At 56.0% G+C, this 12,455-nt stretch carries 13 protein-coding genes; 8 read left to right on the top strand and 5 right to left on the bottom strand.

The features are described 5' to 3' along the window. Positions 1 to 628: 628 nt before the first annotated feature. The 7 genes from RUM8411_RS16465 to RUM8411_RS16435 all read left to right on the top strand — a co-directional run bounded on the left by RUM8411_RS16465 (position 629) and on the right by RUM8411_RS16435 (position 6,565). Entirely contained in the window at positions 629 to 1,615 is a 987-nt protein-coding gene (locus RUM8411_RS16465) for a thiamine pyrophosphate-dependent dehydrogenase E1 component subunit alpha (protein ID WP_234995272.1), read from the top strand. Positions 1,616 to 1,636: 21 nt separating this feature from the next. Continuing rightward, entirely contained in the window at positions 1,637 to 2,662 is a 1,026-nt protein-coding gene (locus tag RUM8411_RS16460) for an alpha-ketoacid dehydrogenase subunit beta (protein WP_234995271.1), read from the top strand. A gap of 70 nt (positions 2,663 to 2,732) precedes the next feature. Further along, on the top strand, positions 2,733 to 2,966 hold the full coding sequence (locus tag RUM8411_RS16455; RefSeq protein ID WP_085823808.1) for a biotin/lipoyl-containing protein: 234 nt from the start codon (positions 2,733 to 2,735) through the stop codon (positions 2,964 to 2,966). After that, positions 2,963 to 3,652, top strand: a complete 690-nt coding sequence (locus tag RUM8411_RS16450; protein WP_234995270.1) for a 2-oxo acid dehydrogenase subunit E2 — start codon at positions 2,963 to 2,965, stop codon at positions 3,650 to 3,652. The genes RUM8411_RS16455 and RUM8411_RS16450 overlap by 4 nt, the downstream gene beginning before the upstream one ends. After that, positions 3,649 to 4,350, top strand: a complete 702-nt coding sequence (locus RUM8411_RS16445; protein ID WP_085823807.1) for a lipoyl protein ligase domain-containing protein — start codon at positions 3,649 to 3,651, stop codon at positions 4,348 to 4,350. The genes RUM8411_RS16450 and RUM8411_RS16445 overlap by 4 nt, the downstream gene beginning before the upstream one ends. A 31-nt stretch (positions 4,351 to 4,381) precedes the next feature. Next, positions 4,382 to 4,975 carry a hypothetical protein gene (locus RUM8411_RS16440; RefSeq protein WP_085823806.1) on the top strand — a complete coding sequence of 198 codons (594 nt, stop codon included), beginning with the start codon at positions 4,382 to 4,384 and terminating at the stop codon, positions 4,973 to 4,975. Positions 4,976 to 4,987: 12 nt separating this feature from the next. After that, complete coding sequence (locus RUM8411_RS16435) at positions 4,988 to 6,565, top strand: GMC family oxidoreductase (RefSeq protein WP_085823805.1); 1,578 nt, start codon at positions 4,988 to 4,990, stop codon at positions 6,563 to 6,565. Between the two features lie 66 nt (positions 6,566 to 6,631). Here the strand turns inward: RUM8411_RS16435 and RUM8411_RS16430 are convergent, their stop codons facing one another. The 4 genes from RUM8411_RS16430 to RUM8411_RS16415 form a co-directional block, all read right to left on the bottom strand. Next, positions 6,632 to 8,251 carry a sigma-54-dependent Fis family transcriptional regulator gene (locus RUM8411_RS16430; RefSeq protein ID WP_159453918.1) on the bottom strand — a complete coding sequence of 540 codons (1,620 nt, stop codon included), beginning with the start codon at positions 8,249 to 8,251 and terminating at the stop codon, positions 6,632 to 6,634. A 216-nt stretch (positions 8,252 to 8,467) separates the two neighbouring features. After that, entirely contained in the window at positions 8,468 to 8,806 is a 339-nt protein-coding gene (locus RUM8411_RS16425; RefSeq protein ID WP_234995269.1) for a carboxymuconolactone decarboxylase family protein, read from the bottom strand. A gap of 437 nt (positions 8,807 to 9,243) precedes the next feature. Next, a complete protein-coding gene (locus RUM8411_RS16420) occupies positions 9,244 to 9,642 on the bottom strand; it encodes a hypothetical protein (protein WP_085823803.1) in 399 nt (132 codons plus the stop codon). 58 nt (positions 9,643 to 9,700) lie between these two features. Next, positions 9,701 to 10,132 (bottom strand): MarR family winged helix-turn-helix transcriptional regulator, encoded by a 432-nt coding sequence (locus RUM8411_RS16415; protein WP_085823802.1) that lies wholly within the window; start codon positions 10,130 to 10,132, stop codon positions 9,701 to 9,703. Between the two features lie 100 nt (positions 10,133 to 10,232). Here RUM8411_RS16415 and RUM8411_RS16410 point away from each other — a divergent pair, with 100 nt between their 5' ends. Then, on the top strand, positions 10,233 to 11,297 hold the full coding sequence (locus RUM8411_RS16410; protein ID WP_085823801.1) for a bifunctional GNAT family N-acetyltransferase/class I SAM-dependent methyltransferase: 1,065 nt from the start codon (positions 10,233 to 10,235) through the stop codon (positions 11,295 to 11,297). A 523-nt stretch (positions 11,298 to 11,820) separates the two neighbouring features. On the opposite strand, the gene RUM8411_RS16405 is transcribed toward RUM8411_RS16410, so the two are convergent. Beyond that, positions 11,821 to 12,438 carry a class I SAM-dependent methyltransferase gene (locus tag RUM8411_RS16405; protein WP_085823800.1) on the bottom strand — a complete coding sequence of 206 codons (618 nt, stop codon included), beginning with the start codon at positions 12,436 to 12,438 and terminating at the stop codon, positions 11,821 to 11,823. Positions 12,439 to 12,455: the final 17 nt, after the last annotated feature.

The raw sequence follows: 12,455 nt of genomic DNA, 5'->3' as shown, positions 1-12,455 counted from the left end.
GGTCTCGGTTGCGGTGAAAAGAGAGTTCGAATTTCGTCCCTCAGGCTGGCATTTAATGCCCGGTCTGGCGGCATCGGCTGCAGCGCAGCAATGAGTGTGTCGCAACTGCGAGTGGATGCTGCGTCAGCGAACACCCAGAGTGGCAACGCCGGAAAAGTCCGCAGCCCTGCCATCTGTGAAGCGCCTGGGAACGTCCGGAATGCGGGGATTGCGACGTGCTGCACAGGCGAAAGGCGAAAGCTTGTCCAGCGGCAGCAATGGGCTCATACTACCCGTCTACCCATACTGCAGAGAATGTCGGCAGTGAGCCCTTAGCAACGGATGCTGCGCAGTGCATCAATGGGAACGATACATCGCCAAGCGGACGCGGTTGTAAATGCGGGAACAAACCTCGTCAGTGGTGTGGTTGTAGCTGAATAGCGGAAGGTCTCGACCCACGAAACAGTCGACCAATTTCACCGACGAACGCTCTATAATTCAATGCTGTTTGGCGCATGTCTGTCCAATTGAGTGTCCCAACTCGAACCAGATGAGACAGTTTTTCCGTTGTCTCACTTCGCTGAGGGAAAACGCTACACAACCTATAAAGATTGCATCAGCCTTTTCTTCGACAAGGAGGAGAGGAACAATGCAGCCAGCAAAAGACACCTTGGCGTGGATGTATGAAAAGATGGTGACCAGCCGTCGGTTCGAAAACGCCATCGAGAAAATCTACATGGAAGGCAAGTCGCCGGTTTTCAACATGGCGGACGGACCGATCCCAGGTGAGATGCATTTGTCAGACGGACAGGAACCGGTGGCGGTTGGTGTCTGTGCCCATCTGAATCCCGAAGATGTCGTGACGGCGACGCATCGCCCGCATCATCAGGCCATCGCTAAGGGTGTGGATCTGAAGAAGATGGCCGCCGAAATTTTCGGCAAGGCGACGGGCCTGTCGGGCGGGCGCGGTGGCCATATGCATATCTTCGACGCCGATGTGAACTTTGCCTGTTCGGGGATTATCGCTCAAGGCATGGGGCCTGCGGCCGGGGCGGCGCTGTCGCGTCAGATACAGGGTAAGCCGGGTGTCGCGGTATCGTTTATCGGTGAAGGTGCTGCTAATCAGGGGGCCTTTCACGAGGCCATGAACCTGGCGGCGGTCTGGAAATTGCCGATGGTCGTTGTGGTCGAGGACAATGCCTGGGGCATTTCCGTGTCGAAAGAGGCCTCGACCGCGATACAGCGCAACTCGGACCGGGCGGCGGCATACGGTATTCCTGGCCATTACATTCCAGGCAACGATCCAATGAAGATCTACGAGGTTGCCGGTGAAGCGATCGCGCGGGCGCGTCGCGGCGAAGGTCCGACACTGATCGAGGTCGAAACCTATCGTCTGGCCGGACACTTTATGGGCGATGCCGAAGGCTACCGCCCAGACGGTGAAAAGGACGGGCTGTTCGAGAAGGACCCGATCCCGGCAATGCGCGCCAAGCTCCTGGCTGACGGCAACTTTACCGAAGCGGAACTGGATGCATTGGAAGACAAGGCACAGGCCGCTGTGGACGAAGCAATCGGTTTTGCGCGCGAAAGCGCCGATCCGAAACCTGAAGACGCGCTGACAGCTGTGTTCGCCTGATAGGCCAAGGGAGAAATGATAATGGAAAATGAACGTAAACTTACAATTGCCCGGGCAATGGCCGAGGCCACCGCACAGGAAATGCGCGATGATCCGAGCGTGTTCGTCATGGGCGAAGACATCGCGGAACTGGGCGGTGTCTTTGGCAACACCCGTGGATTGCTGGAGGAGTTTGGCAAGGAACGGGTCCGCGACACGCCAATTTCGGAGACTGGGTTTATCGGTGCCGCCGTGGGGGCGGCACAGGATGGCATGAAGCCGGTTGTCGAACTGATGTTCGTTGACTTCTTCGGCGTCTGCTTTGATGCGATTTACAATCTGATGGCCAAGAACACCTATTTCTCGGGCGGGAATTTCAACGTACCCATGGTGCTGATGACCTCGACCGGGGGTGGCTATTCCGATGCAGGGCAGCATTCGCAATGTCTCTATGGCAGCTTTGCCCATCTACCCGGCATGAAAGTGGTCAGTCCGTCCAATGCCTATGATGCCAAGGGGCTGATGACAGCGGCGCTGCGCGACCCGAATCCGGTGATTTACATGTATCACAAGGGATTGCAGGGTATGGGCTGGCTCGGCACCGAAGCGGGCGCCATCGTGCATGTGCCGGAAGAAAGCTATGAGGTCGAAATCGGCAAGGCCGCGATTGCTCGCGAAGGGCACGACGTGACCATCGTATCGATTGCGCAAGGCGTTCATCACGGGCTGAAAGCGGCGGAAAGGTTGGCCGATCAGGGTATCAGAGCCGAGGTGGTAGATCTGCGGTCTCTGGTGCCGCTGGATCGCGACACGATCCGCGCCAGCGTCGCAAAGACCGGGCGGTTGATCGTGGTGGACGAGGATTACCACAGCTACGGAGTGTCGGGCGAAATCATCGCGACCGTGACCGAAAGCAATATGGCGGATCTTAAGGCCCCCCCCAAACGCATCGCCTATCCGGATGTGCCGATCCCGTTTGCCCGCGTTCTGGAACAGCATTGCCTGCCTAATGCGGACAAGATCGTCGCCGCCGCGCGTGAGATCTGTGGAGCGCCGGTTCCGGCCTAACCTCAGACAAACCCATTACAAGCAGATGCCACCCTGGAATGATGGGGTGGCCGCAAGAGGAGACTGCCAATTGGCTACCGATATCATCATTCCATCCGACCTTTGGGACGGCGATGAAGAATGCGTCATCACCGCCTGGCTGGCCAGTGACGGGGCACAGGTCACCGAGGGTGCGCTGATCGCCGAGATCATGACAGCCAAGGTCCAATACGAGATCACCGCCCCTGCCACCGGCACGCTAAGCATAGCCAAGGCGCAGGATGAGGTTGCGGCCAAGGGCGATGTGATCGGAGCGGTCTCGTGACCGTGCAAACCGTCACAGAGTCAACGGTGGTGCCTCTGCGCGGCGCGCGCGGCATGATAGCCGACAAGATGAGCGCTTCGCTGCGGGATGCCGCCCAGCTAACCCACCATGCCCGTGCCGACATGACGGCCCTTCTGGCGGCCAAGGCGCAGTTCAAGGGTGAAGGGAATTCTCTATCGGTCGAGGATTTGCTGATGGGGGCGGTCATCCGGACCCTCAAAAATCATCCCGACATCAATGGCAGGGTCGAAGGGCGTGAAGTGCATCTCACTGATGCTGTCGATCTTGGTGTTGCCATTGCGCTGCCGGGCAACCTGCTTGCCGCGCCCGCGATCTTTGGAGCGGACCGCATGAGCCTGCCGGAGCTGCGTGCGGCGCGGCGAGATCTGGTGCAGCGGGCACAATCAAACAAGCTGACCGTGCCTGAAATGACTGGCGGCACCTTCACGATCTCCAACCTTGGGCTTAGCCGGGTGGAGCAATTCACCCCGATCATCAACACGCCCCAAATCGCCATTCTGGGTATCGGGCGCACCGTGGACACACCAGTACGGGATGGGGAAAATGTGGTTTGGAAGCCCTATGCGGGCCTATCACTGACATTCGACCACAGAGCCATCGACGGTGCACCTGCCGCCGCGTTCCTGACCGATCTTTGCACAATGATCGAGGAATTCGTGCCATGATTATTGCCCCATTTGCCACTGCTGAAGATGGGATCGCACGTGAGACGGCCATGTTTCAGGCGGGCAAACCCGCCATGCTGCTGTGGCAGGCCGAAGATCAAGCGCTTGTACTTCCCGCAGCATTGGCGCGACGTGCGGCGATGAAGGCGCATTTACACGACACCCGGGCCGCTGGGCGCCAGGTGGTGACCCGCGGAAGTGGTGGCGGCATCGTTCCGCAGGGGCCATGTACGCTGAACATTGCGATAGTTCTGCCCTGCGGGCCGAACTTTACCGTGGAGGATGGATACGCTCTGATCTGTGGCACGTTGGCCGAGGCGCTCACCCGCTTTGACATCGATGCACAGACAGGCGCCTGCCCCGGATCGTTCTGTGACGGTGCCTGGAATGTGCTGGTAAAGGGGTGCAAACTTGCCGGAACGGCGCAAAGGGTACGGACCACTCAAGACGGTCGCGTCGCGCTGCTGCATGCCGCGATCCTGTTGCGCCTCCCTGATCCAGGTCACTGGGCCGAGCTTTGCCTGATACATCAGGCGGCTTTCCCATCTGAGCCGCTTCTACGACCGGATGCCCACACCACGATCACCACCCTCATGTCGGGGGCACCCCTTCAACAAAAGAGCTTTCCCGGAGCATTGATCAGAGCCGCAGAGGATCGGCTGTCTGTGTTAATACCCCGTGAAGAAAAAGCGGCCTGACCGCGCAAACAAACCCACTGGGAGGAAGAAAATGAGTATTCGTTTCCACCGGCTAGGCAAATCGGACGAGGACCGCATGGCTATGAGCCGCCGCATGTTCCTGATGACGACAACCATGGCCGGCATCACAACTAACGCCATGCTGAGTAGCGCAGCCTTTGCGGCGTCGGAAGTTCTGACTGAGGCGCAAAGCACCAGCCTGCTGCGCATGGTGCAGGATATCTACCCGCACCCCGATTTTTTGCATCTGTCACATTACGAAGCCATTGCAATGACCGTCATGACCAATGCCGAGGCTGATGCAGACATGGCCAAGGGCCTCACTGATGGTCTGGATCAGATTGATGCGAAAGCGCAGGAACTTTTTGGGGTTCCCTATGCCAAAATTGAAGATCCGGACGCGCGTGAGGGTCTGTTAAGACACTTCCAGCATGAGGGCTTCTTCCAGGGTGTCCGCTGGACCGCCTATTTCGGCATTTACGACAACAAGGATGTCTGGCCCCTGCTCGGCTATGAGGGGTCCTCGGCCGAGCACGGCGGTTACATCGACCGCGGCTTTTCCGACATCACATTCGTTCCCGAGGGCCCGACCCTTGAAGAGCGCATGGCCGACGTTCAGAGCTAAGGGAGAGGTAGAATGGCACAATTTGATCTCAACGATGACAGCGTTGTCGTCATTATAGGCTCGGGCGCAGGCGGTGGCACACTGGCTAACGAACTGGCCCAGAAGGGCGTCAAGTCGGTCGTTCTGGAAGCGGGCAAACGCTTTGATCTGGGCGATATCGAAAACGACGAATGGGCAATGTTCCAGAAGATCTCGTGGCTGGACAAACGCTATTCCGGCGGCGGCTGGCACGGCGCGGTGAACCACCCCACATTGCCCACATGGCTGGTCAAAGGTTATGGCGGTTCGACAATCCACTGGGCGGGCGTGGCCCTGCGGTTCAAGGATTTCGAGTTCAAGACCCGCAGCACCTACGGTGAAATCGACGGCGCAAATGTCGAAGACTGGCCAGTTGATCTGGAGGAAATGACCCCCTGGTACGAAAAAGCCGAACTGAAGATGGGCGTCACCGGTAAGACCACCGGCATGCCACATCTCCCCTGGAACAACGGGTTTCGCGTGCTAGCCGAAGGCTGCCGCCGGACCGGACGCAGCGATTACCGGTCGGGGCCAATGGCGATTAACTCGGTCGAGCGCGATGACCGCCCCGCCTGCCAGCAGATTGGGTTCTGCATGCAGGGCTGCGCCATTGGTGCAAAATGGTCCACCATGTATACCGAACTGCCGCGCGCCGAAGACACCGGCAATTGCGAGGTTCGCACCGATGCCATGGTGCTGAAGATCGAACATGACGATCAGGGCAAGGCCAACGCGGTTGTCTATGCTGACAAGGACGGCAATCAACACCGCCAGAAGGCACGGGTGGTCTGCGTAGCGGGCAATTCTATCGAAAGCCCACGGATGCTGCTGAATTCAGCGTCGAACATGTTCCCCGACGGGCTTGCCAATTCCTCAGGTCAGGTCGGCAAGAACTACATGAACCACACCACCGGTGGAGTTTACGCGGTGCTGCCCGAAAAGGTGCACATGTATCGCGGCACCTCGGTCGCTGGCATCGTCGGTGACGAGGTCTATCACGACGCCGGACGCGGGTTCAGTGGCGGATATTATCTCGAATTCCTGTCGCTCGGCCTGCCATTCATGGCGGCCTTCCTGGAGCCTGGCAATACCGGCTGGGGCCGCAGCGTGGCAGGTGCGCTGGAAAACTACGACCGGATGTCGGGCGTCTGGGTGCTGGGCGAGGATCTTGCGCAGGAGCGTAACGCGATCACGCTTCACGACAGCGAGGTGGATCAATACGGGCTTTCGGTGCCGATCATCTCAAAGACACCGCATAACAACGACTACGAGATGACGGCTCATATGTACGAGACCTCGGCCCAGATCTACGAGGCCGTTGGTGCCACGGATGTGTATGAGTTGCCCGCCTATCCGGCGACCCACAACATGGGCACCAACCGGATGCATGCCGACCCATCCAAGGGCGTGGTCAATGCCTACGGACAGGCGCATGATATCGACAACCTGTTTGTCTCGGACGGTAGCCAATTCACTTCCTCGGCGGCCTGCAATCCGACGCTGACTATCGTGGCTTTGGCCATTCGGCAGGCGGAATACATCGCGCAGGAGATGAACGCTCAGAACATCTGAGCGTCGCAGATCACCTCCCTGAATGCGGTCGGGCTTTCGTGCCCGGCCGTATTTGTTTGATGAGGGCTATTCTGGCCGTTGCAACCCTTCGGACGCGATCCAGCGATTAACAGTTGCTCGGCTCTTGCCCAACAGACGCGCGGCCCTTGAGACGTTCCAGTTTGTGCTGTCCAAAGCATCCCTGAGTGCGGACCGGGTCAGTGTTCTGGCGTTCTCTTCACGCCGCGCAAGCAAGCGTGCTGGCAAATCTGTCACATTGATCCGCTTTCCATTGCCGCAGATCACCGCCTCTCGTAATACGCTGTGCATTTCGCGCCGGTTGCCCGGCCAATGATATCCGACCAATACATCCCGGGCGTTGTCGGCAATCTCAACCGTGTCTGTAAAACCCTCTGCGACAACGTTTTCCAAGACAGTTTCAAGGTCCCGTGCCGCGATCGGAGGAAGTTCCACCACCGATTGACCCAACAGGTACAGAAGGCTTTTGGGAATCGTGCTTTTGCCGTCCAGATCAGTCCAGGTTTTGTCTGTCGTGAATAGCACCGCAGGAGGTTCCGCCTTCGTTTGTGCCACCATCGGGTCAACATCAAGGAAGCGTTCAAGGGTGATCTGCGCTTGCGGCGGTAGGCTCTCAATACTTCGCAAGATTAATGTTGGAACCACGTTGTCGACGGGATATTCACTGAGAAAATCCAGACTGTTCAAGGCTTCTTTAAAGTCAGCCTCCGCACCACTATTGGCCGCATCGAGTGTAAGCCCCATCGGCGAGATCAGGGATTGTTCTTCCAGCAAGGCTCTTGCAAACCCATCCACACCAACACCCGGCTCACCACAGATAAGCAGCGGCACACGATGAGCAAGCAGTTTGCGGGCGCGATCAGCAACAATTGCAAGACCGCCGCCCTCTGAAATCAGACGACCCAATGTTGTTTCTTTTTCCACCCGGGCTGAGATGCGTGGCATATTGGGTTGCGTTACCCGGCGTCGGGGTGGCACTGTGGCGGGCCCTCGGAGCGTGATTTCCAGATCTTTAAGATCGGATATGTGTTGCCCTGCCAGGTTCTGATGCTCGGAAGGGCGTGCGCTATCGCGCCATAGCGGCAAATGCGAGATCACGGTCCCGTCTTCGTCACATGCCACCAGAGTCTCGAAACTTCTCCGTGTTTTAAGATCGCGCGACAACACCCGACCCGTTAGCTTGTCGGCATGAAAATTTCGGAAAAGCCGCGTCTGAAATTGCCGCGACGCGCGCCTGACCACCTGTTCGCAAAGTGCATGCTCTTCCTGCCGACGGTGCGCGGACCCGACCAGGGTTATCGTGCCGATCAGGTTGTTTTCCGCATCGGTCAGCGGTGCCGAACTGCAGCTGAAATCATGAAAGCAGTTGTAGAAATGTTCATCACCCAGCACCGTCAGAACACGCCCGCTCTGCAACGACATCGCGATACCGTTTGTTCCGGCGACACGCTCATCCCAGACCCCACCCCGGACAAGCCCACTTCTTTGAAACTCGGCTTCCAGACCCTCCGGCGCATAGGATTCGATCACAATTCCATCGGAGTCGGTGATCAGTAGGCAATATCTCGAACGACTTGGCAGCAGGGCGGAATTGTCGACCTCAGACACAGCCCCGCCAATTTGATCAAGAAACTTCTCGTTGCGATAGGCAATTTCGTCAGCCTGCAATCGCAAGATAGGAGATTTGGCGTTTGAAGACAGGTTATGTTGTGACCGGCTCCGGTCCTTTGAGGATCGGAGCAGACTGTCTACCGACGACCTGTCCATATACCCTGACACGGCGAAACCCTTTCGATTGTCAGCCATTCAAAATGCTTCATCTCCACGGGCAATTGTTGTTCAAAATGGGCGCCCTGTCCAATTTGGCGCTTCTTCGGCGGGGAACTACGCCAAATCCTCAAGCGCTTTCAGCGCACGGCCGCCATAGACAACAGAAGGGCCGCCGCCCATCTCAATCGCAACCGAGATCGCTTCAATCACCTCATCCTGGCTGGCGCCATGGTTCAATGCTGCGCGCAGGTGGAACACGATGCAGTCTTCACATCTGATTGCAATCGATATTGAAAACGCCATTAGTTCTTTGGTTTTGCTGTCCAATACGCTGTCAGCGGAAGCAGCCTTAACGAGCTGGCTGTAGGGCGTCATGACTGACGGAGCGGCCTTGAAAAGAGCTCCCACACGTTTGTCGATTGATGTTGCGTTGTCTTTATAAGTCGCCGTCAATTTCAGAGTTCTCCATCAAACTTTAGGAGACGCACGATGCAAATGAACGCTGCATACGATCGCGCCTCGCTCTTGTCCCTATCTTTGTAAACAAGTATTGCCGGGCGCCGAGAAGCGCGAAACCTCTGAAGTGTTTTTTGCATTTGCTCGCTGGAAACTGTCTCATTCGGTACCAAATGAGACAGTTCTACAAAGCCACATTTGTATGCGGATGTTGAAACCTCGGAACACAACATGCTACGTCTTCAAGAAAGCACCACCTAAATTTGGCTCGCGCTAACGCAAGTTCGCGCAATGTCCGTCAGCCGATCGATCCAGCCATTGGTGGACACGCAGCAAAATACCGGTTTGTCCGCACAGCGGTTATTTGGGGAAAATCGATCGATGTCCGAATTGCGGACAAAGAACTAATTCGCTGCGGTTACGCCAATGTCCGTTTAAACATCCTCTCCCTTGAAGGCGGATTTCATGAAATCCTCTTTCATCATGTGGGCTTTCATCGCGGGCAAGCCAATCGCCTTCAAGCCGATGATCGCAGCATATACCAAGGTCGCAGTTGCAAGTGCATCGAGGATCCAGCCGACCGGCGTTGCAGTGACACCCAGGTAACCTGGCAGTGAGGCGAGGTCGGGGATTGTCCAAAACCCAGTCAAACCGTGCAGCACCAGCGCAATCCAGAATCCGGCACAATATGGGCAGTGCCATTGCTCATAGAGAGAACTCAAAAGGCGCGGTAATGCGGCTATGAAAGTGTTAAACCATGTTCCCCATTCCGGAAGCTTTTCCCAGATCAGAATGTGGATAGCGGTTGCCATGAGTACGAGTTCGAATGTCATATTGTGTTTCCATCATTTTAATTAGTAAGTCTGACTTACGTTACTGGTCAAATGGCTGTCAGGCCGAGTTTCGTTGCTGTTCAATCGCGACTTTTAGAGCTTTGAAGTCATATTCCGATAACTCTGCAAGCAGTGCCTGCGCTGCGGCCTCGTAGATTTCTTCACCAGAATACAACAGCGTCTGCCCCTGTTCGGTCAACATAATGTGTTGGGCGCGAGCGTCGTACTGACACGGGAACCGCACGACCAACCCGCGTTCTTCAAGCTTCAAGACCATTGCGCTGGCGGATGCTTTTCTGACACCCATCTCATCAACAACATCCTGAAGATGTTGCCCGTGATCATCCTTGTCGGTCTTCCTGGCTTCCTGATCTTTTATGGCGCGAAGATACTCATACTCGCTGTGGGTCATCCCCAGATGCCCGCCCGCTTTTGCCCATTGTCTGTGGCCTTGTCTGTGCGCCAGTTCGATCAGTCTTGCCAGTTTCATAGAAGCACCCTATATAGTCAGTTAAACTAACTAACATATGCGTGCGCATTGTCAAGACACTTTCCGAGACTTTGCGATCCAAGACACCGGGGCAGATGCTATGACACAAGCCAAAAGATTTGAAACTGTAAGGATGCAGGCCGAGAGTTGGTCTGAGACCATAAACAGCAACGACCAACGGAGTGCCCTGGTTGAGGAGCTCAAGGACGTCTTAACCCCCCTTGTTTTACGACACCTGCCTGAACCATTGCAGATGTCAGAGACACATCCAGCGATTGACGAATGGATCACATCACGCGCCGCTGAAAGCAACGTGATGCTGGTTCGTGATCGCGCCAGCGATAGATTGCTTGGCCTCTTGATCCTGGCCGAGTTTGTCGACTCCGAATTCCTTACAACGGTTCATTTAGGGTATCTGTTTTCTGAAGGGGCTTGGGGAAAGGGGTACGCGACCGAGCTGATCGCGGGCCTGGTCACTTGGTGCAAGGGCGAAGGCCAATCGGTGCAATTATTTGGCGGTGTGGAAAACGGCAATACTGCGTCCTCCAGGGTTTTGCAAAAAAACGGATTTGAGTTGGTGGAAGACTTGTCAGACGCGACGACAGAGATGTTTGGTCTGTATATCCCCTACGACTTCGACAAACTCTATGGATCGACACCTCAGGCACTTGGGGAGCCAACACAACTCTTTGTCGATTTCTTCAAGCAACATGCAGGGAATCCTCTGCGTGTATTGGACATTGGCTGCGGCCAGGGTCGCGACGCAATATTTATCGGGCGACTTGGGCACCGAATTGTCGGAGTCGATCTCTCGCCTAATGGCATTCGTGATTTGAACGAAGCAGCACACCGCGAAAACCTCAGCATTGAGGGCGTCGTTTCTGACATCAGGACTTTCGTTCCCGATGGGGAATTCGATGTGCTTCTTCTGGACCGTACGTTGCACATGCTCTCTGAGAAAGATCGATTGATCGTGCTGGAGCGATTGATTGGTCGCGTGTCAGACGGTGGTTGGGTTTTGATCTCGGACGAGCCTGAGAACATGCAAGGGTTCAAGGAGGTCATCACTTCGAGTGCCGACGCTTGGGAGATGGCGCTGGACAAACCAGAAGCACTGTTCGTTCGGCAGTCTGGTCGCGAACATGGATCAGATACTGAAGCCTGACTTGGTGAAGCGGACCTTCGCCACGCTGCGGTAAACTTTGCAAAAAGGGCTCAAAGCAGTCGTTTGGTGCAATCTGTGTGAGTGTCTGCTAAACTATTTTTTCCAACGTTCTGTCATATGACACCTTGCGCTGTGCTTCGCTTGAAATCGATCGTTGTGTGGTATCTATCGTGGTATATATTCGACATTGATCAATTTATTTTATATTTAACATAGACCTGCAGGATTTGTTATACTGACTTCGTCTCCGCCATCACCCAACTTTTTTCGATTGCGCTGGTTGTTGTTCGGCCCCTAACGGGGCTGTTTTTGTTGATCTCATGCATTCATTTTGCTTTTGACCGGTCTTGGATCAGATCATGGTGAAAAACGGCGCAGCCTAAACCGAATTGGGGTGATACCAACGAAGCCAAGGAATCTGGTACCGTATTGCTTTAGCGGGTGGCGAAACGTCGGGCGTTCTTGGGTTTGTTGAGGCAACCAAAGTTCGCAGGCTACAGCGCGTCTTGCCCTTATTCCCAGGCTAGATGTGAAGTATCATTGCCGCGGCCGGGCCGGTGCAATGCAGCATTTGAACACGCTCTGCGCCCGCCGTTTCTGCCAATTGGCGCAGGTTCTGACAGTTCAAGAATGTGCCACGCCCTGAGTTTATAATTGAGTGTCGCAACACTCGCCCCACCAAAGATGGCGTCGGACGGTCGGCGCAAAAAACCAGACAAACATGGCCGCCCGGCCGCGTCACTCGAACAAATTCTGTCAATGCGGGCCTAGGGTCTGCCAGGGTCTCAATGCCCCATGCGCAGGTGAGCAAATCGAACTGATCATCGTCAAAAGGAAGGCATTTCATACAGCCCAGCACACGCTCGGCAGGGATTCCACTACACCTGTTCAGCATCCTTTGCGAGGTATCCAACAGCACAAGATCGACCTGGCCGTTCACCCCCGCGAGCAGGCGCCTGGCAACCGCGCCCGTACCGCAGGCGGCGTCCAGCATGCGCATGCCAGGGCGGAGCAGGGCGCTCACTGCGCCCTCAAACGCGCATTGGGCCTCGCCCCCGGCGAAGCGAAGCCACCGCGCATGAGACACCGAATAGGTGTCCGCAGTTACATCATAAGCGTTACGTGTTTCGATCAAGGACATTCGACTGGCCACTCATC

The organism is Ruegeria meonggei (genome assembly GCF_900172215.1).
Lineage (GTDB): Bacteria > Pseudomonadota > Alphaproteobacteria > Rhodobacterales > Rhodobacteraceae > Ruegeria > Ruegeria meonggei.
This window is presented reverse-complemented; position numbering and strand designations above follow the sequence as displayed.

Bases quoted from the DNA above. Each gene is read 5' to 3' on its own strand.
- RUM8411_RS16465 (WP_234995272.1), top strand. From the start codon at position 629: ATGCAGCCAGCAAAAGACACCTTGGCGTGGATGTATGAAAAGATGGTG.
- RUM8411_RS16460 (WP_234995271.1), top strand. From the start codon at position 1,637: ATGGAAAATGAACGTAAACTTACAATTGCCCGGGCAATGGCCGAGGCC.
- RUM8411_RS16445 (WP_085823807.1), top strand. From the start codon at position 3,649: ATGATTATTGCCCCATTTGCCACTGCTGAAGATGGGATCGCACGTGAG.
- RUM8411_RS16440 (WP_085823806.1), top strand. From the start codon at position 4,382: ATGAGTATTCGTTTCCACCGGCTAGGCAAATCGGACGAGGACCGCATG.
- RUM8411_RS16435 (WP_085823805.1), top strand. From the start codon at position 4,988: ATGGCACAATTTGATCTCAACGATGACAGCGTTGTCGTCATTATAGGC.
- RUM8411_RS16420 (WP_085823803.1), bottom strand. From the start codon at position 9,642: ATGACATTCGAACTCGTACTCATGGCAACCGCTATCCACATTCTGATC.
- RUM8411_RS16415 (WP_085823802.1), bottom strand. From the start codon at position 10,132: ATGAAACTGGCAAGACTGATCGAACTGGCGCACAGACAAGGCCACAGA.
- RUM8411_RS16410 (WP_085823801.1), top strand. From the start codon at position 10,233: ATGACACAAGCCAAAAGATTTGAAACTGTAAGGATGCAGGCCGAGAGT.
- RUM8411_RS16405 (WP_085823800.1), bottom strand. From the start codon at position 12,438: ATGTCCTTGATCGAAACACGTAACGCTTATGATGTAACTGCGGACACC.